This is a genomic window from Sphingobacterium populi, assembly GCF_001586775.1.
GTDB classification, from domain to species: Bacteria; Bacteroidota; Bacteroidia; order Sphingobacteriales; family Sphingobacteriaceae; genus Sphingobacterium; species Sphingobacterium populi.
Genome location: NZ_LQXS01000006.1, coordinates 61,007 through 81,774, shown reverse-complemented (window position 1 = coordinate 81,774; position 20,768 = coordinate 61,007). Strand labels below are relative to the sequence as shown.

Annotated in this window: 15 protein-coding genes and 2 tRNA genes; 6 read left to right on the top strand and 11 right to left on the bottom strand. The window is 42.3% G+C overall.

Features of this window, described 5'->3' with window-relative positions; all coding sequences use genetic code 11:
* Positions 1 to 16 precede the first annotated feature (16 nt).
* Positions 17 to 3,025, bottom strand: a complete 3,009-nt coding sequence (locus tag A0125_RS13830) for a protein O-mannosyl-transferase family (protein ID WP_066757519.1) — start codon at positions 3,023 to 3,025, stop codon at positions 17 to 19.
* A 114-nt stretch (positions 3,026 to 3,139) separates the two neighbouring features.
* On the opposite strand from A0125_RS13830, the gene proB reads away from it, so the two are divergent.
* Positions 3,140 to 4,174, top strand: coding sequence for a glutamate 5-kinase (gene proB / locus A0125_RS13825; RefSeq protein ID WP_066757516.1), 1,035 nt, complete (start codon positions 3,140 to 3,142; stop codon positions 4,172 to 4,174).
* 128 nt (positions 4,175 to 4,302) lie between these two features.
* Positions 4,303 to 4,701 (top strand): hypothetical protein, encoded by a 399-nt coding sequence (locus tag A0125_RS13820; RefSeq protein WP_066757513.1) that lies wholly within the window; start codon positions 4,303 to 4,305, stop codon positions 4,699 to 4,701.
* A gap of 130 nt (positions 4,702 to 4,831) precedes the next feature.
* Here the strand turns inward: A0125_RS13820 and A0125_RS13815 are convergent, their stop codons facing one another.
* Complete coding sequence (locus A0125_RS13815) at positions 4,832 to 7,237, bottom strand: outer membrane beta-barrel protein (RefSeq protein WP_066757510.1); 2,406 nt, start codon at positions 7,235 to 7,237, stop codon at positions 4,832 to 4,834.
* A 223-nt stretch (positions 7,238 to 7,460) separates the two neighbouring features.
* A complete protein-coding gene (locus tag A0125_RS13810) occupies positions 7,461 to 8,597 on the bottom strand; it encodes an acyl-CoA dehydrogenase (RefSeq protein WP_066757507.1) in 1,137 nt (378 codons plus the stop codon).
* Between the two features lie 142 nt (positions 8,598 to 8,739).
* On the opposite strand from A0125_RS13810, the gene A0125_RS13805 reads away from it, so the two are divergent.
* The 3 genes from A0125_RS13805 (at position 8,740) to A0125_RS13795 (ending at position 11,501) form a co-directional block, all read left to right on the top strand.
* Complete coding sequence (locus A0125_RS13805; RefSeq protein WP_066757504.1) at positions 8,740 to 9,288, top strand: PH domain-containing protein; 549 nt, start codon at positions 8,740 to 8,742, stop codon at positions 9,286 to 9,288.
* The gene (locus A0125_RS13800) at positions 9,281 to 10,768 is read left to right on the top strand and encodes a PH domain-containing protein (RefSeq protein WP_066757500.1); all 1,488 of its coding nucleotides are present in this window, start codon (positions 9,281 to 9,283) and stop codon (positions 10,766 to 10,768) included. The genes A0125_RS13805 and A0125_RS13800 overlap by 8 nt, the downstream gene beginning before the upstream one ends.
* 97 nt (positions 10,769 to 10,865) lie before the next feature.
* Positions 10,866 to 11,501: a peroxiredoxin gene (locus A0125_RS13795; protein ID WP_066757497.1), complete on the top strand. Its 636-nt coding sequence runs from the start codon at positions 10,866 to 10,868 to the stop codon at positions 11,499 to 11,501.
* A gap of 112 nt (positions 11,502 to 11,613) precedes the next feature.
* Here the strand turns inward: A0125_RS13795 and A0125_RS13790 are convergent, their stop codons facing one another.
* From A0125_RS13790 to A0125_RS13765, 6 genes are all read right to left on the bottom strand, one after another.
* Positions 11,614 to 12,693, bottom strand: a complete 1,080-nt coding sequence (locus tag A0125_RS13790) for a trypsin-like peptidase domain-containing protein (protein ID WP_066757494.1) — start codon at positions 12,691 to 12,693, stop codon at positions 11,614 to 11,616.
* A 72-nt stretch (positions 12,694 to 12,765) separates the two neighbouring features.
* On the bottom strand, positions 12,766 to 13,359 hold the full coding sequence (locus tag A0125_RS13785; RefSeq protein WP_066757491.1) for an RNA polymerase sigma factor: 594 nt from the start codon (positions 13,357 to 13,359) through the stop codon (positions 12,766 to 12,768).
* A gap of 308 nt (positions 13,360 to 13,667) precedes the next feature.
* Positions 13,668 to 13,744: transfer RNA gene (locus tag A0125_RS13780), tRNA-Asp, on the bottom strand.
* Positions 13,745 to 13,811: 67 nt separating this feature from the next.
* Positions 13,812 to 13,885: transfer RNA gene (locus tag A0125_RS13775), tRNA-Asp, on the bottom strand.
* Between the two features lie 72 nt (positions 13,886 to 13,957).
* Positions 13,958 to 15,031, bottom strand: coding sequence for a peptide chain release factor 1 (gene prfA / locus A0125_RS13770; protein WP_066757488.1), 1,074 nt, complete (start codon positions 15,029 to 15,031; stop codon positions 13,958 to 13,960).
* A 177-nt stretch (positions 15,032 to 15,208) separates the two neighbouring features.
* Positions 15,209 to 15,961: a UDP-2,3-diacylglucosamine diphosphatase gene (locus tag A0125_RS13765; protein WP_066757485.1), complete on the bottom strand. Its 753-nt coding sequence runs from the start codon at positions 15,959 to 15,961 to the stop codon at positions 15,209 to 15,211.
* A gap of 70 nt (positions 15,962 to 16,031) precedes the next feature.
* Here A0125_RS13765 and A0125_RS13760 point away from each other — a divergent pair, with 70 nt between their 5' ends.
* A complete protein-coding gene (locus tag A0125_RS13760) occupies positions 16,032 to 18,182 on the top strand; it encodes a prolyl oligopeptidase family serine peptidase (protein ID WP_066757481.1) in 2,151 nt (716 codons plus the stop codon).
* A 192-nt stretch (positions 18,183 to 18,374) separates the two neighbouring features.
* On the opposite strand, the gene A0125_RS13755 is transcribed toward A0125_RS13760, so the two are convergent.
* Positions 18,375 to 19,277 (bottom strand): hypothetical protein, encoded by a 903-nt coding sequence (locus tag A0125_RS13755; protein ID WP_066757474.1) that lies wholly within the window; start codon positions 19,275 to 19,277, stop codon positions 18,375 to 18,377.
* Positions 19,278 to 19,575: 298 nt separating this feature from the next.
* The gene (locus A0125_RS13750) at positions 19,576 to 20,760 is read right to left on the bottom strand and encodes a C1 family peptidase (protein ID WP_066757472.1); all 1,185 of its coding nucleotides are present in this window, start codon (positions 20,758 to 20,760) and stop codon (positions 19,576 to 19,578) included.
* Positions 20,761 to 20,768 lie beyond the last annotated feature (8 nt).

Below are 20,768 nucleotides of genomic sequence, written 5' to 3'. Positions count from 1 at the left end.
AATCCGCTCTTTCTATTTATTGTCCAAAAATTTGATGATATTTCTGATCTAGCGCCTGCACCTCGGCAAGCAAAGCTGGATGTTTTTCTTCTTGCAGCATCTCGGTGTACATCGCCAAGGTTATCATTCCTAAACGAATATTGCGCACATCCAATTCTTGGTTGCTGGCATATACAGAAGCTTTATAGTCCATATCTGCGGCCAGAAAGGCGAGGTTTTGCTGCAACATCGTATTTGCTTCGCTGGATTGTTTTGTTTTGTACAAGGTATCGATCACCAACGTGTTTTGATATACTTGAGTAAGATTGTTTACCTGCTTAGGCCGTTCTTTGTAGGCAATAGCCGCAACGCGCCCCGCTTTATCGAGCTCGTCTTGCTGCCGCAATTCTTGTAATGCTAAATGCAACACATCAGGATATAAGTAATTCTCATAGATAAAGCGCGAATCGGTGTCCAAGTGTGCCAATTGATTCAGATTGCCCCATTGCAGTTTCTGCGTGATGTTTTCATACAATGTGTCCATATTCACCAAAGTTGGTTGCTCTGTGGGCTGACCGCGTTCCACCGGCATCAGCCGATGCACCAATCCTTCTGATACCAAATATTTGTTTAGTCCCATCGTATGCTCTTCGGGCATTCTTGAGAAGAAGTAAACCGGACGTTCCCAATTATTATTCACCAACAAAGACATTAATCCCAGCTCGGCGCGCGATACATAATTCTTATTGTACGTCCATTCCAACTTTTCAGGAATGCTATCTTCCCAAGTTTTAGGAACTACCTGATGGGCGATTACCGCTTCTTTATCAATGGGGAGCTGGAAGTTTTTAGTGGGTAAAACGTTCGCGTATTTTCCGTTTTGCAGCTGTAGCTGATTGCTCTGATTGTCTGACAGCATAATGTCGAGCAGGGTGCTAACATCCACATTTCCATCGATCTGCATATCGACAAAATGCAATACTTCACGTACGCCTTTCGCGATCTTCTGCGGATCAATGTGGATCGGCAATGCCTTCAAATCGGCCTGATCCTGCATCAGTTGTTCCAAATACCAGTCCGATTGTAGATAACCAATATTAACCACGCGTACATCGCGACGCACTTGTTCTACTTCTTGCAAATACCATAATGGAAAAGTATCATTATCGGTGTACGTGAATAGAATGGCATTCGGAGCACAAGATTCTAAATAATTGTACGCCATATGCTTCGCCATCGTGCGATCAGATCGGTCATGATCGTCCCAATTTTCTATAATTAACAAGGTGGGTGCAGCCAATAGTCCAATTATTACGGCCGAACCTGTTGCCCAACGCAGCGCCATCCGCTTACGCAAAAGTTCTGTAATGGCCAAAACGCCCATCCCAATCCAGATCGAAAACATATAAAATGAACCCGCATACGCATAATCGCGTTCGCGTGGTTGCAATGGTGATTGATTCAGATACAATACAATGGCGATGCCCGTAAAAAAGAACAGCAAGCTAATGACTAGTGCGTCGCGTTTACTTTTGCGGAAATGCCAGATCAGCCCTGCTATACCAATCAACAGCGGTAAAAAGAAATAGGTGTTGCGGGACGGATCTTTGGTGAAAATCGGATCGAGAGTCTGTTGTCCGCCTAAGCGCACCTCATCAATGGCTTTGATACCCGACAGCCAGTTTCCATTGAAGGAAGAAACCATCGGGTTCGGCGTATCATTTTGCCTACCGACAAAATTCCACATAAAATACCGCCAGTACATGTGGTTCAGTTGGTATCCTAAGAAGAAGTTGAGATTGTCTGCTTGCGTTGGCGTTTGCCCATCGTTTAAGCCCAAGTAGTTTTGATAGTACGCAGCATGGCGCTCACTCCAAACACGCGGGAATAGCATTTCTTGATCATACACATACGATTTGTTAGATGAAATTTCGGTGTATTTTGAAGCGTCTTTTCTATAAAAGGATTGTTCATTGACATCAATAGGATTAGCATTGAAAGTGGGTCCTTTCAATAATGGTTCCGACGGATATTGCTCCCGCGTAATGTAACCATACAAAGAAAATACATCGTCGGGATTATTATTATTCAGCGCAATTTCTGTTTGAGCCCGCACGGGCAAAAAGGTGTAGGAACTGTATCCAAATAGGACAAAACAGGTAGCTAGTAGCGCGATATTCCAGATCGGTTTGTTACGCTGATTGGTGATAACCAATCCGTAGATCAAGCCGGCAATCAAGAGAATGACAAAAAAAGCAATGCCACTACCAAAAGGCAGGTGGAAGCTGTTCACAAAAGCAAGATCAACATAGGCTGCCATCTTCACCGTGTATTGAATAATGCCCCACAGAATAAATCCAAGTACGCCCACGCCGATCACCATCGTTTTTAAAATGCCTTTCCAATGTACTGTTGGCGATAGCTGATAATAGATCAATAAAGCGATCGCCGGAATGGTGAGCAAGTTGAGCAAGTGGACACCGATGGATAATCCCATCACGTAAGCGATCAACAGCAGCCATCGGTTGGCATCGGGTTGATCCGAGCGATGCATCCATTTCACAGCCAACCACAATACAACTGCGGTACATAATGACGACATGGCATATACTTCGGACTCGACCGCGGAATACCAAAAGGTGTCCGTAAATGCGTAAGCCAAAGCGCCAATAGCGCCTGCGCTGATGATTTGTAAGCGTTGTGTGGTATTCGGCTCGATGCCGCGTTTGACCAATACTTTGCGCACCAATGCGGTAATAGTCCAACACAAGAAAACAATGGTAAAACCACTGCATAGCGCTGAGCCGATGTTCATCCAAAATGCCACACGTGTCACATCGCCGCCTGCAAGGTTGCTAAAGATATTTTGAATCATGAGGAAGAGCGGCGCACCGGGTTGATGTACGATCTGCAACTTGTAAGCCGAAGCAATAAATTCTCCTGTATCCCACCAGCTTGTGGTACGATCAGCCGTGAGGATATATACGAGGGTTGCCAGTAGGCCACATAGCCATCCCGTAAGATTATTCCATTTATTGTAATTCATAATAAGGTAGTTAAACAGAATTAAAAGTAGCGAATTCTTATTCTGTGAATTAGATGATTAACATAACTTAACAGACTTGCGTGAACAAGAAATTAATTCTAATTTACTTCCGTTATGAAGAAGCCTATTCTGGTGATAAAGTTTGGCTCTGCTGCGGTGACCGATCAGCAGGGAGAAGTAGATGAACGCGTTATTTTAGAGATCGCGCGACAAGCCAGTAAATTACAAGAACAGTACAATATTGTATTGGTGTCATCCGGGGCTGTAGCTGCTGGGAAAAGATTCTTGCCGCATTATCGCGGTACATTATCCGAACGAAAAGCTGCGGCGGCCATTGGTAACCCACGCTTGTTGCAAACCTATGCCACGTATTTCAAACCGTTTAAGATTGCGCTGGCGCAAAGTCTTTGTGAGCGACAGCATTTTGCCAACCGCGATCAGTTTCTACAATTGAAAAGCACATATGAAACGCTGTGGCGCAATCAAATTATTCCAATTGCGAATGAAAATGATGTGGTCAGCAGTCAAGAACTGAAATTTTCGGACAATGATGAGCTGGCGACCTTGATTGCCGTAGGATTTGGCGCGGAGAAATTGCTTTTTAGCACGTCGGTTCCGGGCGTTTTAGATGCCGCTGGCGAGGTCGTGCCGGAGATTGCGCAGATTGATAGTGCGGTGTTGGGCTTGGCGCGCAAAGAAAAGTCGGCTGTAGGTTTAGGAGGAATGACTTCCAAACTTAATTTTGCGCGATTGGCGAGCCAAATGGGTATTGAATCGGTGATCTTCAGCATGAAGACAGAAGATGGATTGCTGAAAGCAATGCATGGCGAAACCGGTACCATCTGCCGAGCACAAGGCAAACGCATTTCTTCGCGCCACAAGTGGATGGCTTCGGGAAGTTTGATTTCGGGGAAATTACAGATTGACACAGGGGCTATAGCAGCTTTGAAAGCAAGAAAAAGCCTATTGGCTGTCGGTGTTCAAGAGATTATTGGCGATTTCGTAGCTGGAGAGATTTTCCAACTCGTCGATGAGCAACAGGTCGTGTATGCCGTGGCCAAAGCGCGTATTGATTCTGCGGAGTTGCGCGCACATGCAGGAGAGAAAAACTTGGAAGTCGCACATGCGGATGACATTGTATTGCTGTAGTACTTTGCTATACTTTGCGTGTATCTCTTAGGATGAATAAGGTGAGTTTATCGAGCTAATAGTAGCTCGTGAGCGACTATTAGCATGATCTGTTGTTTAAAATAAAAAGTAACATTTAATATAATCGAATGGGAATACGAGTTGAGAAAGATACCATCCTTAACTGGATCAATGAGATGGGCAAATTTCTACGATTAGTCGTAGAGAAATGGGAGAGTGGTTTGTCTTCTCCTGAAGAGCATGCAGAAATTGGTGCGGGATATACTGACTTTTTCGGCAAAGAGCGGGGCTATTTTCAGTCGCTAGATTTGGTCGCGTTGAAAACGTATACCGATGAAACATTGCAAGTAGAGCAAGTCCGCCCTTTAGCGTTGCTGATGATGTACGATGGATTTTTAACAAACGATAGATCGCTATTAGAAAAAGCCAAAGGTTTGCTAGAGCATCATGCTGCTAAGACAGGCAGTTTTTCATTCGAGGATTTTGATCATCTAGCGAAGCTTGATGCCAAGTTGAAGCAGGGCTAGCAGCTTTGAATAAAGCTCAGATTCATTAAAGAAAACACCTTTTCTAATGCTCGACTATGCCAATCTCATTGGTGTAGTCGAGCATATTTTTTAGTTAGCATTGTTTCATCACGAGTACCTTTTGTATCGATTAGATTCGGCTAGCTTCTTCGTGGTTACTTTTCTCTAGTTTCCGAATGCTAAATGCTTTTCCCAAATTGAAGTTATACGTTAAAGATAAATTGAAAGCCCTCGTTTGTTGACGATTCTGGATCACAATGGTTTCGTCATTAAAATAGCTAGTGCCCCCAAAATTAGCCGTGTAAAAAATGTCACTTACAGAAGCAGCTACAGTAAACTTATCTTCGAAAAATTTCTTCCGAAAGCCTACATCTACACTAGCGATAGTTGTGGTAATCAGGTTTCCTGACAGGATTCTCGGGGTGTAAATAGCAGTTAAATTAGCAGTATATCCTTTTCCCAATTTATAATCATGATTGGTCTGAAGCATTAAGCTGTAAATGGAAAGATCAAATTGGGGTGCCACAGAAGTCGAATAGCTGAGCTCCAAATTGCTGCTGGAGTCCCACCAAGAAGCGAACTTCACCGGAGCGTTACCCGTGATTGAAAAACGCTCTGCTGTACCAGTATTAGCTCTATTTACGATAATGTCTGGTGCATCAGGAGTCAAGATAAATACCTGATTGATGATACCTTTGGTCTGGGAATAAGCAAATCCAAGATGATATTTTTGTTTAAGTAAATAACCAATCTCTGCACCTGTCGTGAGTTGAGGTTGCAAATTCGGATTTCCTGTAACAACTGTGAAATTGTCGATAAAGTATTGGTAAGGGTTCATTTCTGTGTAGGTTGGTCTACGGATGCGCCGATTAGCAGATAAGGTTAAGATATGAATGCCTTCTGCATCCAATTTTTTCTGTAGGTGTAAGGACGGAAATAGATTAAAATAATCTTGGCGAACCAGAGAATCCTGCAATTCGCTGCTCAAATCTCCTTTGATATTGCTGTGTTCTCCGCGCAATCCTAACAAAATTTCTGTTCCCCAAATCGTTCCTGATAAGTTAGCGAAACCCGCAGTAACACGTTCTCTATAAAGAAAATCAAAGGCATCCTGTCCGTACATCCAGGTACCATTATTGAAAATGTCATAGACATTATTGTTGTCAATAGTTGCCGTAGCGATTTTTCCTCCGAAAAGGATACTCCAATTGGTAGAAATCTTTTCGTTATACTTCACCTCGGCTGTGAATAGCTGGAGATTGCTGGGAAACCTGAATACAAAAGCGGTGTCACTTATAGGGTTCCCTAAATAATTAAAGGTTGTACTATTGGTGGTTGAACTAGCATCCGCCTTGTTAACTGTGTAATCCGCGATCAGCTGTAACTGTGAACCTAAGGTGTCAGTTTTCCAAGTGTAGTTTAGTCCTATATTCTGGTATTGTGTATTTCTATATATTGGGAAATCACCATTAGAAAATAAGTTACGCGTTTCGTCTATTGCTATGATCTCAGTAGACGAAATCATCGGCATGTCGGCCTTAAAACTTCGTGCCGTATAATCTAAGGAAATAAGATGATTTTCATTGAAATCATACGTTCCGTACAATCTTAAACGGTTGATTTTTCGTGTTTCGTCAGAGGTGGTTTTATTAATATAATCGCTGCCATCAGCGAGTGTCCGGTGTTGATCTAAGTTTTCGAACATCTTCCCATTGAAATAGGAATAGTCTGCCGAGAGGGCCAGTTTTCCAGTATTATAACTAACGTTCGCAAAGGGTCTAAATCCGGCAAATCTTCCTAAACCTTGACTAAAGTCATGTCCAACGTGCGCATTTAAGCCAGACTCGCGTCTTTTTTTCAGGATAATGTTGATCAATCCGCCAGAGCCTTCGGCCTCAAATTCTGCAGATGGTTTGGCAATCACCTCGATGGATTGTATGTCTTCTGGTTTAAGGCTTTTCAAGTAATCCGTTAGCTCTTGCCCAGCAAGTTGCAAAAGACGGTTATTCACCATCACGCGAGCACCCTGCACACCATTGATAGCGATGTTGTCTCGAATAATAGATACTCCTGGGGCCATTCTAAATACATCGAATGCTGAACGCCCAGCTGCAGCTGCAAGATTATCTACGTTTAGTACTACGCGATCAATCTTACGTGTAATAGTTGGTTTTCGCCCTTGTACGGTGACACTTTCTAAGACGTTTTGCGCTGCTATCAAATAGATGTTGCCAAGTTCTTTGTTTTCATCAACATCTATTATTATTTCCTGTGTTTCAAAGCCGATGTTTTCTATTACAAGGGTGTATGCACCTTCGGAAACGGCAGTTAGCCGAAATTCGCCATTTTCGTCTGCGGTGGTGGAAGCTATGGCTTGCTGCTCTGTGGCAAGTTTGAGCACAATCATTGCATATGCTAGCGGTTGGTTATCTGTATCAATAACTTTTCCGGATATTTCGAATTTGTTTTGAGCGAATAGTGTAAAACAGTTAAACAGCAAAATGCTATAGCAGAGTAAGGCTTTCTTTGTAAACATACATTTTAGTTAGTTAGATTCAATACTCACTAATATTATAAAATAACTGACTTTTACAAAAAGTACTCGTTTAACTAGATGATATTTTCGACGAAGAATCGTATGCTAGCTATTTATCACAATAGAATACGACAAGTCTGATGTGAAGAGCGTGGAATTTAGGATCCTCAATCATTACATAATACAATATTGTATCATGTAACAGCTCTTTTGAATTAACCTCTTACCGCAATATCTCTCGTGCGATCACCAAGCGTTGGATCTCCGAAGTTCCTTCGTAGATCTGAGTGATTTTTGCATCGCGCATCAATCGCTCTACATGGTATTCTTTGACATAGCCATAGCCGCCGTGGATCTGTACAGCTTCTACCGTGTGCTTCATAGCTACTTCGGATGTATGTAATTTCGCCATAGCCGCTTCTTTACCGTATGGAAGGCCTTGATCTTTTGTCCAGGCAGCTTTATAGGTGAGCAAGCGCGCGGCTTCGATCTCCACTTCCATATCGGCTAACTTGAATTGTATCGCTTGATGGTTATTGATCGGCTTACCAAAAGTCTTCCGTTCATGCGAGTACGCCAAAGCCAGATCGTATGCCCCAGCCGCAATACCCAATGCTTGTGCCGCGATGCCGATGCGTCCACCGTCCAAAGTTTTCATGGCAAACTTAAATCCGAATCCATCTTCTCCGATGCGGTTTTCTTTCGGAATTTTTGCGTCGGAGAACATTAAAGAGTGCGTATCCGAACTTCGTATTCCTAGTTTGTTTTCTTTTGGTCCAATACTGAAACCTGGCGTACCTTTCTCTACGATCAATACATTGATTCCGCGATGTCCTAAAGCGGCATCCGTTTGCGCGATCACCAGATAGATATCTGCATTGCCACCATTGGTAATCCAATTTTTCGTACCATTTAAGAGATAGTGATCGCCCTTATCCTCGGCGGTAGTGTGTTGTGAAGAAGCATCCGATCCTGCCTCTGGTTCAGACAATGCAAAAGCGCCTAACTTTTCGCCAGTAGCTAGTGGGCGAAGGAATTTTTCTTTTTGCTCTTCTGTGCCATATTCATTCAAACCCCACAATACGAGCGAATTGTGCGCGGAAAGTATTACGGCTGCAGAGGCATCTATTTTCGCGATCTCTTCCAATACCAATACGTAAGCTAACGTATCCAATCCTGCACCGCCATATGACTCTGGAACCATGAGCCCCATAAAACCCAGATCTGCCATTTTCTGCATGAATTCATGCGGGAAGAGTGCTTTTTCATCTCTTTCGATCACACCTGCCTTGAGCTCTTGGGCGAATTCACGAGCTGCTTCTTGAATCATTGTATGTTCTTCGGATAACTTAAAATTCATCATATCGCTTACGTTGGTTATTCAAATATAATGTTATTTATTATGCTGGCATAATAAAAGAATCTGTTTTTTGTCACTAAAATTGCGAGGATCTGCCTATTTTTGAATATATTATCTCATTAATACCTTTGCTAGAACCCTTATGAACAGTTTTGAAAATAATCCTGTCGACTTAGATAATCTGCCGAAGTGGGAGACGCTCTCATTTCATGGCATTTCCAAAAAATATCGGGTTTTTATCCTGACAAATACGGTGCTCATTTGGTTATGTGCATTGGTTATTCTGGCAGTTGTGGTATTGACGTCCGACGATGATAAGAGGATGGAAAATTCCATCTGGATCGCTACCGCTGCCTCGTGGACGGTGCTTCTTGTCCTTTACTTGGTTTTTAACTTGATTTCTTTTCGCCGTCGCGGTTACGCGGTTCGTAAGCACGATGTATTGTATCGAGCAGGCGTGTTCTCTCAATATACATTGGTGATACCGATCAAACATATACAGCATATTAAAGTAAAGACATCTGTGCTCAGCAGGTTGCTAGGTTTGGTGTCTGTCGAACTATTTACGGCCGGAGCCGGCAAGGATATGCAGATCGCAGGATTGGAAAATCAACATGCGATGGCCTTGCAGCAGCATTTATCAGAGCGCGTAGCTGCTATTGAGCAAGAAAATCCGTCAGAAGATGCCTAATACAATAGATTTTTCGAAACCTACCCGATTAGATGCAGGCGGATTTGTCGTGGAGGGATTGCTGTCTTTTGGTCGGGTGCTGCGTTCGATGGCGATCCCGATTATCTTTATTGCTGTACGCAATGGACATATATTCTTGACTTGGCAATTCTGGGCTATTTTTGGAGTATTGGTTATAGGGCACTTTGTATTGGCTTATTTTCGTCATCGCAATTTTAGCTTTTATATCGATGAAAATGCATTTGTGCTGCAAAGCGGATTGCTCAGTAAGAGCAAAATCGTCTTGAAGTTTGAAAATATCTTACAAGTCAATGTTCGGCAGAATGTGGTGCAGCAGGCGTTGGATCTGTATAGTGTAGAAATTGAATCCGCAGGAAGTAAAGAAAAAGAAGTCGATCTGTATGCTTTGAGTGAGCCGACTGCCTTAGCACTGCGCGATTATTTAGTGGCTCAACGACTTACCGAATCTAGTCGAATTGATACGGATGGCACCGTGACTGCAACAGGGGAAGATGAGCTTCTTTTTCGGATCCCGAATACATCGATCTTATTGGTCAGCTTATTTACAAATTATAAACAAGGGCTTTTATTATTCTTCACCTTTTTGCTTGGTCTGTTCGATGCTTTTCGAGATTTTATTCCACAGGTAGATTATGAGGGATATTATCACGACTTCCAAGCGCAATGGATGAATTTTGTCGGCCAACTCTTGCTGATTTTTGCTATTATTATCTTGATCCCGATTGTCATCAACCTCATCAAATACTTTGCAGTCTATTTTAGTTTTTCTCTCAAAAGAAATGGTAAGGGTGACTTTATGATGCATTATGGACTATTTCAATTGCAGCAGGTGATTTTCAACCGTACGAAAATCCAGATGATGACTTTTGTGCAGAATCCAATATTACGCATGATGGATCTTGGTGTGCTATCGTTGCATCAGGTGATCACCGACGTGCAGCGCAGCAGTGAGAGTACCATTCATATTCCGGGGATCAATACTTCCGCGAGAGTGGCGGTGTGGCAATTGATTTTTGCAAGATCGCTGTCGGAGCCAAACACCACACTAAAACCAAAAATTGGCTTATTCATAAGTCGGATGGTGAAGCTTAGCGTATTGATGATTGGTTTATTAGCATTTTGGTATTATCGAGATGGTGGAATGTTTGAGTTAGCTACGATTGGTTTTTTCTTTTTCCTGATCGCCATTTATAATATCATCTACTATCGTTCTTATTCGTTCAGGTTATTTGGTGATAGCCTTACCAAAGAAGATGGCGTATGGGATCGTAAGCAGACGGTGATTCCTATTGATCGAATCTTGGCGGTCAGCGTATCTCAAACGCTATGGCAGCGCGGGGTGAAGACGGGTAATCTTCATATCAGTACCGCGTCAGGCGAGATCACTTTTCGTCATTTCGATCGGCAGACACTGGTCGATTTATCCAATGTTTTGTTGTATTCTATTGAAAAAGAGTAAATTTTGACAAAACAGTAACTTCTCTCCTTTGTTATCACTATAATATCTATTACATTAGTAGATATTATAATTGTTCATTAAGAAAGGAGTTTAAGATATGAGTTTAAGATTAGGCGATGATGCCCCAAATTTTCAGGCACAAACGACTGTTGGCGATATTGATTTTTACGAGTATACAAAAGATAGTTGGGTGGTATTATATTCGCATCCTTCCGATTATACACCGGTATGTACCACGGAGCTAGGACGTACTGCGCAACTTAAACAAGAATTTGAAGCGCGTAATGTAAAAGTTTTGGCATTAAGCGTAGATTCGGTAGAAGATCATCACGAATGGATTAAAGATATCAACGAGACGCAGCAAACGACAGTTGAATTTCCAATCATCGCTGATAAGGATCGAAAGATCGCCGAACTGTACGATATGATACATCCCAATGCTTCGGCCACTGCTACGGTACGTTCGGTATTTGTGATTGGTCCAGATCGTAAGGTAAAGTTGACGCTGACTTATCCAGCATCTACTGGAAGAAACTTTCAAGAGATTCTTCGCGTGATCGATTCGTTGCAACTAACGGCCGAATATTCGGTAGCTACGCCAGCAGATTGGAAACATGGCGAAGATGTGATCGTAGTACCTGCTATTAAGACGGAAGATATTCCGGCCAAATTTCCGAAAGGACACAAGGAGATTAAACCATACTTGCGCACTACGCCACAACCGAATATTTAGGAGCAAGTATCACATCACAATCTTTATTGATATTGATGCTGACAAATAAAAAGAGGCTCATAACTATAGTTATGAGCCTCTTTTATAATTCGGGGAAACCACTATGCGGGTTTTAATATACTTTGACAATGTAGATGAAATCTTGTAATTTCTTGATCTGTTCCGTACGGCTAAGGCTGCTCATCGAATTTTTTTCGCTGAGCTCTAGACCGCCTCTTAACACCTCCTCAGGAATATCTTTAAGCGCATTCATCAATGCTTCGGTCTTAATTGCAAAGCCCGCGCCATCAATGCCTTTTTGCTTTCCAGAAATAATGCCGATAATGTTTCCGTAATGATCAAAAACAGGACCGCCACTATTACCAGGGTTTAGCGGAATAGAGATCTGATAAGCTAAAGTATCGCCTGCATAACCAGTGGCCGAGCTTAGATAACCTTCGCCATATACGGCCTCGTCGCGAGGATAACCAATGGTAAAGATGTCGTCTCCTAAATCTAGATTTTGTCGGCGGAATGAATACGGAATATTTCTACTTGGTGTAAATTCACCATCGTTGATATGAAGTATTGCCAAATCCTTCGTCATATCTTTGTAGATAATGTCGGCTTTGTACGATTCTCCTAAGCGATTTTGTAGATGTACAGAATCTGCACCGTTTACTACGTGATAATTCGTTACTACGTACCCATTTTTGTTCAGTAAGAAACCTGTAGCACCATAATGCATATCTGGCTGTTCACTTTGGCTATTGTTAATGTTTTTGATAGCAGTATGCTGTGCATTAACATTGCGTTTTACATTGTTTACCTCCCGGCGCAGAGCACTGTAGTCAGAAGTGGTTCTTTTGATGGTTGAAAAATACCCAGTGCTGTATAAAGTAGCCAAAGAAGACAATATCGCAACAACGGCAGCAGCTACTCCATTAATGCGTAGCACGTTCCACATGCGTCTGAAAACTGCTTTACTTTGGTAATTTTGTACAAGCACATCATTCAGCGATTGCTTGAATTCTGCTCGTCGCTTGTACTGCATCATGTCGCTAATTAGCGCTTGATGTTGTTGAAATTTTTCTTCAAAAAGGGGATTCTCCACACGGAATCGATCGAATTCCGCGCGCTCTTCTATATTTAGCTCATCCGCCAAATACCTATCGGCTTTTTCCAGAAATTCTTGTAAAGTCCATTTTCCCATCGTCCGTTGTTTTTGAAGGTCTGTTTCACCACATCCAGTCAGAATCGTCCGAATGCGAGGCAGGGATATAAGCTAGGCATCGTGCGGGTTTCCACTGAAAAATAATTTTTTCAATCTTTGCAAGCACTTATATTTTTGCGTTTTGGTGTTATCCGTATTGGTATAACCAAATTTTTCGCAAATGTCTTGCATCGACTTATTACGGAAATAAAAGTCCGTCAATATACTTTGACAAGGTTCGCCTAATACGCGCAGCGCGCTTTCCATTTTCTCAAATTGCTGCTCCTGCACTTCATGCAATTCCAAATCCTCGTTAAGATCTAAGCTTTCTTCTAATCCATCTTGCTCAATCGAATAATGGTTATTCGATTTCTTGCTTAGCTGCTTCAGCCACAATCTGCGACTTACTGCATATAGAAACGTTTTTAGCTTGCTTTCTAGTACGAAGCCTTGTCCAGTAACCTTATCATACAATACCATAACAGCTTCTTGAAAGACATCTTTAGCTTGGTCTTTCGATCCGTTGTTATTCAAGATCATCCGCTCCACATACGGGTAATGCAACTTATACAGTTGCAAAATAGCTCGGTTATCGCGATTGGCTATGCCTTTTAATAAAGACAAGTCGTCGATCTCTTTTGGCAATATGTTTCTAATATTACTCACCTATTAATACGTAATTAGCTAAAATAGTAACCCTTTGTTGCTTACTTAATTTATGAAAATAATGTCAAACGTACTGGATTTTTTGTGAAATGTATGTGATTCAGGTTGTGTTTTCGCTATCTAATTGACAATGAGCTTATTTTTTGATGCATGTGCCCCCTTATCATTTAGTGCTGATGTTCTTCCATTTGTAACTAAAACGTGGTTTGCTGCAATTTGTTTCGTTGGCCTATCTTTAACAAAGAGCGCTGAAATACGTGAGAAACAAAAAAAGGTCTTCATCTCAAAAGACGAAGACCTTTTACAGTTGGCGGTCTGGACGGGACTCGAACCCGCGACCCCATGCGTGACAGGCATGTATTCTAACCAGCTGAACTACCAGACCAGTATTCTCAAGACTTTTTAATTGTTGTTTTAAAAGAACGTTTCGGAATTGTATTCCTTTTTTATTGCGGTCTGGACGGGACTCGAACCCGCGACCCCATGCGTGACAGGCATGTATTCTAACCAGCTGAACTACCAGACCATTTCCCTCTTTTTAGAAGGTGTGCAAATATAGTGTTTATTTCCATATCCACTAGCACTTTTTTCAAAAAAGCTACTCTACGGTACCTTCCTTCATCTTTTCTGCATTCTCTGCAAACTGCAATGCGTCGATAATATCTTGGATTGCGCCATCCATTACGGCAGGCAAGTTATACATAGTCAGGCCGATGCGATGTTCGGTGACGCGGCCTTGCGGATAATTGTATGTACGGATTTTGGCCGAGCGGTCTCCGGTAGAGACCATGGTTTTTCTTTTGGCAGCAACATCTCCGTGCTTTTTCTGCACTTCCAATTCATACAATTTGTTACGAAGCATTTCCATCGCCAACTCCCGGTTGGCCAATTGCGAACGCTCTACTTGACAAACTACCACAATACCAGAAGGCTTGTGTGTTAATTGCACCTTTGTTTCGACCTTGTTGACATTCTGTCCACCAGCACCGCCAGAGCGGGAAGTTTGCATCTCGATATCGCCCGGGTTGATTTCCACATCCACTTCTTCAGCTTCTGGCAATACAGCTACCGAAGCAGCCGATGTATGCACACGGCCTTGGGTTTCGGTGTCTGGTACACGTTGTACACGATGTACTCCCGATTCATACTTCAGCTGTCCGTATACGTCTTCACCAATTACTTTTAAGATCACCTCTTTGTAACCGCCCGACGTACCTTCTGTCACATCCATCACTTCATTTCTCCAGCCTTTGGTTTCAAAGTAACGCGTGTACATACGATACAAATCGCCCGCGAAAAGCGCAGCTTCGTCGCCACCGCTACCACCACGGATCTCAATGATGGCATTTTTGCCATCTTCTGGGTCTTTGGGAATCAGCATCAAGCGGATTTCTTCTTCCTTTTCTTCTCTCTGAGTCCACAAGGTGTCCATTTCTTCTTTGGCCATCTCGCGTAGCTCTTGATCTTTTTCGTTCGCGAGAATATCTTTGTTTGTATCGATATTGCTTACGATGTTCTTATAGATATGGTATTGTTCGACGATTTTACCTAGATCTTTATACTCTTTATTTAGTTTAGCGAAACGTTTCATGTCGCTAATCGTATCTGGATTGCTAAGTTCGGCCTCGACACTTTCCCAGCGTTCTTTTATTGCTTGTAATTTCTCTAACATAATGAATGTCTAATGAATAATGTGCGGGCATCGGCTAAGGCGAATACCTCTATAAAGGTGCAGTGCCAGATCGTGCAGCATTATTGTCAAAGTGCACAAAAGTACTTAAAAAACTTCGCTTTAGCATGCGCTTGCCGATATTAAAGATCGACTATATTAGCAACAATTCTGCAATTGCTACTTATCCTTCCAGCTTGTTAATGTCAGGTCGTGACCATCCCATACGGCATAGGTTTCAAAGTTAACCCATTCGCCCAAGTTTACGATCCTGCTCTGATTTGCGAGTGGTAAATCGTATGGAAGATGGCGATGCCCAAAGATGTAGTAATCATGATGATCGGTCTTTTCGACTGCGGACGCATATTGATATAACCATTCTTCATCTTCGCCCAAGAAGCCTGCATTCTCTCCGCTTGCCAATCGACTTTGCTTGGACCACAACGTTGCAATGCCGATCCCTAAATTAGGATGTAAGCGCGCGAATAGCCACTGGCACAAAGCGCTTCGAAATATTTTCTTTAAAAATTTGTATTTCCGGTCGCCCGGGCCTAATCCATCACCATGATGCAAGTAAAAACTTTTTCCATCCAATTGGATCACTTTTTCATCAGCGATGATGGTTGCGTTCAGTTCTTCTTGTAGATAACCAAACATCCACATATCATGGTTGCCTTTGAAAAAGGTAATCGGGATACCCAAGTCGGCTAACTCGGCCAACTTCCCCAAGAAACGAATGTAGCCTTTGGGAGCCACGGTTTTGTATTCAAACCAAAAATCAAAAATATCGCCAATTAGGTAAAGTGCTTTTGCATCTTGTTTGATATGATCAAGCCAAGAGACAATGCGCTTTTCACGAATCTTAGATGCTGCGAGCGGATAGGCTCCTAAGTGGAAATCGGAAGCAAAATACACTTTGGTTTTCGTGGACATAACGACGAAATTACCTATTTTTTGTATTATGTTAGTATATTTAATTTTTTCGAACAAATAGCAAAAAAAGATGGTTAATAAAAGATTTGGTTATGTAGTGGTTTCCTTGGCATTTGTGGCCTGCAATGAATCTAAGGAAATCGCGCCGGCAGAAAGCATTGCTGTGAAACCCTATCCGCAAACGGAGAAAGTAGGGCAGCAGGACGTATATTTTGGAACTACGGTAGATGATCCATACCGTTGGTTGGAAGATGACCTTTCTGAAAAAACCAAAGCGTGGGTCGTGGCCGAGAATGAAGTGACGAATGACTACCTGAGTCAGATTCCATTTCGCGAAGCGATGCGTGAACGTCTACAAAAATTGTGGGATTTTGAGAAAGTAACTGCACCTTTCGAAGAAGGTGATTTCACGTATTTCTACAAAAATGACGGTTTGCAAAATCAATATGTATTATACCGCAAAAAAGGTGAGCAGGACAAAGAAGAAGTATTCTTAGATCCGAACAAGTTCTCGGAAGATGGTACTACATCATTAGCGGGAGTGAGTTTTAGCAAAGATGGCTCCTTGGTTGCTTATCAGATCTCCGAAGGTGGCTCAGATTGGCGTAAAGTGATCGTGTTAAATGCGGCTGATAAATCGGTCGTGGGCGATACCTTGGTCAATGTGAAATTCTCCGGATTATCTTGGCGAGGTAATGAAGGATTCTACTACAGCAGCTACGATAAGCCAAAAGATGGTTCGGCACTTTCTGCGATGACCGACCAGCACAAATTATTCTTCCATAAACTGAACACGCCTCAGGCAGATGATGAATTGATCTTAGGTGGATCTACCTTTCCACGCCGTTATATTGGAGCGGGCGTGACAGAAGATAATCGGTTTTTGATCGCAAGTGCGTCGAATACGACTTCTGGAAATGCCTTGTACATTAAAGATCTGACAGATCCTGCGGCTAAGTTTGTGCCGATCGTCGATAATATGGAAAAAAATCATTCGGTAATCGACAATGACGGCACGAAGCTATTTATCTACACCGAGCTGAATGCGCCAAATGGTCGCGTGGTATCGGTTGATTTTGCTAATCCGGGAACTGCAGCTTGGGTAGATGTGATTCCTGAAACAGAACAGGTGCTACAACCATCTACCGGTGGTGGAAAGATCTTTGCCAACTACCTGAAAGATGCGACTTCTTTGGTTAAGCAGTTTGATCGTAACGGGAAACTGGAACGAGAAATTGATCTTCCAGGTGTGGGTACTGCGTCAGGATTTGGCGCAAAACAAGATGATAAGACATTGTATTATTCTTTCACGTCGTATGTAGATCCTGGAACGATCTTCAAGTATGATATCGACGCGGGCAAATCAGAAGAATACCGACGCTCGGGCGTGTTATTCGATGCGGATAAGTATGAATCGAAGCAAGTATTCTATACGTCGAAAGATGGCACTAAAGTGCCGATGATCATTACGCACAAGAAAGGCTTGAAATTAGACGGTACAAATCCAACCTTATTGTATGGATATGGTGGCTTCAATATTAGCTTGACTCCTTCATTCAGCACGAGCAATATCTTATTGCTCGAGCAAGGCGGTGTCTTTGCCGTAGCCAATTTACGTGGTGGTGGTGAGTATGGTGAAAAATGGCACTTGGCCGGTACAAAATTGCAAAAGCAAAATGTATTTGATGATTTCATCGCGGCGGCAGAATATTTGGTAAATGAGAAATTCACTTCATCAGAGCGTTTAGCGATTGCTGGTGGTTCTAACGGTGGTCTGTTAGTCGGCGCCGCAATGACGCAACGTCCAGAATTATTTAAAGTAGCATTCCCGGCGGTAGGTGTCTTGGATATGTTGCGCTACAATAAGTTTACGGCTGGTGCAGGTTGGGCATTTGACTATGGTACTGCCGAAGATAGTGAAGAGATGTTTTCGTATTTATACAAATATTCTCCATATCACGCTTTGAAAGCCAATACCGCTTATCCAGCGACAATGGTGCTAACGGCTGATCATGATGATCGCGTGGTGCCAGCGCACTCGTTCAAATTTGCGGCGCGCTTGCAGGAATACCATACAGGAGATAATCCTGTTTTGATCCGTATCGACACCAAAGCAGGACACGGAGCCGGAAAATCAACCGAAATGGTCATCGCCGAGCAAGTTGACAAATGGGCATTTATGTTCCAAAATATGAACGTGCCATTCAAAGAGATTAAGTAATATCTGCAAGGAGATCTTGAATAAATTAAAAGAACGGGCTGTATGAATATTCATACAGCCCGTTCCTTTAATTGTTAGATGGCGCTACCAGCATATCACGCTTTGGCTAGTGCTATTGATTCACTGTTGTCAGCACATTATATGCCGCATATTATAGCGATATGGTAGGTTCTACGATAATATTTGTTTCGCCTATCGTCGTGCGCCGATTCGAAGAGTTGCTTCCAGTTTCACTTGCAATCCGCCTCTAAAATCTTGATTAAGGCGCGTTCTGTTATCTCCAATATTAGCTGCCGATATACCTGCCATTTTACTATCGCTCGTGGCGAACAGGCCAAAGTCTGCGGTAGAATAGCCGCCCTTCAACCTTAGTAAGAGCTTGGAATCCGCGGCTGCATACTGAAAATAGGGGGTAAAGCTGATCTCATTGTTTTCGACATATAACTGAGTTGGCGAATCTGGTCCAATAAAAAAGCTTCTGCGTATAGCGAAGAAGTCAAGACCTATGCTAGTTTTTTTTTGGTTATTGAATGCATAGTTGACATCGGCTACTAGTGGTAGGCTGGCATCTATAGTTAGTTTATTATTAGGGCTTCGGTAGAAAAGCCCAATAACAGGAGTTCCAAAAAATCCGTACGCCTCCTGAGATCCATACAAACCAAATTTCCAGGTAAGGGTTTCGCTTTTTACGTTTTTGAGCATAGCAATTCCGCCCATCAAAAAGGACGAGCCAAAATTACGCTGATAGTCCGAGGCAAATTTGGGCAAAGCGATTATGTAACCATTCCATTCATCGTTGAATGTCTTGGCGACACCAAACTTTATAATCGTATTGTAGAATGTGCTGTTTTCATTGTTTATCAACGCTAAACTTTTGATGCTTAAATCTCCACCAATTAGTACATGCGAACTAGGTGCAATCTGCATTGGCGTGAGTAATGATACGTCAAAACCTTTCATACGAGAACTTCTATCTATGGCTTCGTTAGAGATTTGCGTATTGGTGTAACCTATTTTTACGACATCTACATAATCTTGGGCATAGAGTGGGCCTGCTGCCCATAGCAAACAGAGAAATAAAAATATTCTTTTCATAACAAAAGTTTTGTTGGTGCAGTTGGCACATGGGTTTAATTTTACAACGGATTTGTGGAGTAGATAAACTCCGATTGGTTAATTTGCAGCATTAATAATCCTCTGTTAAGTTATATAAATTTTCTAATTAAGAAAATATTTTTTATTTGTTTATTGAAACAAATTGTCTTGTTACATGGTTGAAGGGGTGTTTTTTTTAAGTGCAAAATGGGATCAATCCTCTTGAATACAATAACGGGGGAATATAGTTATGACTATATTCCCCCGTTTGGTGGATAGCTATTTTATGAAAATTTACTTAGATGCTTAGTTTGCTTTTCATGGTTTTTGAGATACCATCTTTGTGCAGTAATAAAGAAATCGTTTTGTAACGAACGAATTCTTTAGTGACATACATGTATCCCTTGTAGTCATTTGACTCACCCCACGAATTTTTTACGGTGTAGTATTCCTTGCCATTTTGATCTTTGACCATTCCGACGATATGCATGCCATGATCATCGGTTGTCGAATAATCATCGAACGCAGCCTGACGTTGTGCCGGAGTGATTGTTGCTTCTGCTTTCGGCTCGTTAAACATCTCTGCTTGCTCTGTCGCGGTCATTTTTTCAAATGGTTTCTCAGGTACGTATGCTACACCATTGCGCCAGCTAAAGCTTTTCTCGGATACATCAGTTGCCCAAGCCACGGTAAAACCTTTGCTTAGTGCTTGATCGATGATATCCGTTAGATCGTTGATCTGAACATTGTGAAAGCGCTCGAAAGACCAGTTATCCGGAATTAATAACACGAATGATTCGTAATATGGATATGCTTCAAACGAAGAAATCGCGACATAATCTGCCGGTTTGATACCGATAACTTGGTCGGCAAAGGTACGCGGCGTATAATTTTTTCCGTTGTAATCAAAGCTTTCAGGGACTTTGCCGAGATATGCATCAAGTACTCCAGTGTAAGCCTGAATCCAATTTGGATTTGGCTTTTTAGACTTAGCAACATTCTCGGTCATATTGTGTAGGATTGGCGTCATTTCCCCAAAATTGTTGCGAGTCTGTCCGTCCTGCAAGCCACTATATACCTCTTTAGGTACGGCTCCGTACTTCTTGAAAATAGTGAGTACATCGTGCACTTGTCCGCCTTCACCTTGTGCTTGGTCACCGTGCAGTCTTACATAGTTTTTCGCTTTTTCGATATAAGTTTGTCGTGCGGTATAGATTTGCGAAATCTCTACTGGAGCCTTGCCCATACGAATCATCTCCGACTCTAAAAAAGAGTTGCCAGAGTAAGACCAGCACGTACCAGTAGACCCCTGATCTTTAATTGGTGTATTCTCCAGATTAAGCACTTGCGTGAATTGAAAGCCAGCTTTACTATTTTCGCTCGCATTGTCCTGGATTGAGTTGATCAGGTTGTCTTGTGCTTGTACACCTACCGCGCTTATGAATAGCCCCAGCGATAGTACAATCGATTTGTTTAGATACATGGTGTAGT

Excerpts from the sequence above, each read along its gene's own strand:
- A0125_RS13830 (WP_066757519.1), bottom strand. The coding sequence starts at position 3,025 with ATGAATTACAATAAATGGAATAATCTTACGGGATGGCTATGTGGCCTA.
- proB (WP_066757516.1), top strand. The coding sequence starts at position 3,140 with ATGAAGAAGCCTATTCTGGTGATAAAGTTTGGCTCTGCTGCGGTGACC.
- A0125_RS13820 (WP_066757513.1), top strand. The coding sequence starts at position 4,303 with ATGGGAATACGAGTTGAGAAAGATACCATCCTTAACTGGATCAATGAG.
- A0125_RS13815 (WP_066757510.1), bottom strand. The coding sequence starts at position 7,237 with ATGTTTACAAAGAAAGCCTTACTCTGCTATAGCATTTTGCTGTTTAAC.
- A0125_RS13810 (WP_066757507.1), bottom strand. The coding sequence starts at position 8,597 with ATGAATTTTAAGTTATCCGAAGAACATACAATGATTCAAGAAGCAGCT.
- A0125_RS13805 (WP_066757504.1), top strand. The coding sequence starts at position 8,740 with ATGAACAGTTTTGAAAATAATCCTGTCGACTTAGATAATCTGCCGAAG.
- A0125_RS13800 (WP_066757500.1), top strand. The coding sequence starts at position 9,281 with ATGCCTAATACAATAGATTTTTCGAAACCTACCCGATTAGATGCAGGC.
- A0125_RS13795 (WP_066757497.1), top strand. The coding sequence starts at position 10,866 with ATGAGTTTAAGATTAGGCGATGATGCCCCAAATTTTCAGGCACAAACG.
- A0125_RS13790 (WP_066757494.1), bottom strand. The coding sequence starts at position 12,693 with ATGGGAAAATGGACTTTACAAGAATTTCTGGAAAAAGCCGATAGGTAT.
- prfA (WP_066757488.1), bottom strand. The coding sequence starts at position 15,031 with ATGTTAGAGAAATTACAAGCAATAAAAGAACGCTGGGAAAGTGTCGAG.
- A0125_RS13765 (WP_066757485.1), bottom strand. The coding sequence starts at position 15,961 with ATGTCCACGAAAACCAAAGTGTATTTTGCTTCCGATTTCCACTTAGGA.
- A0125_RS13760 (WP_066757481.1), top strand. The coding sequence starts at position 16,032 with ATGGTTAATAAAAGATTTGGTTATGTAGTGGTTTCCTTGGCATTTGTG.
- A0125_RS13755 (WP_066757474.1), bottom strand. The coding sequence starts at position 19,277 with ATGAAAAGAATATTTTTATTTCTCTGTTTGCTATGGGCAGCAGGCCCA.
- A0125_RS13750 (WP_066757472.1), bottom strand. The coding sequence starts at position 20,760 with ATGTATCTAAACAAATCGATTGTACTATCGCTGGGGCTATTCATAAGC.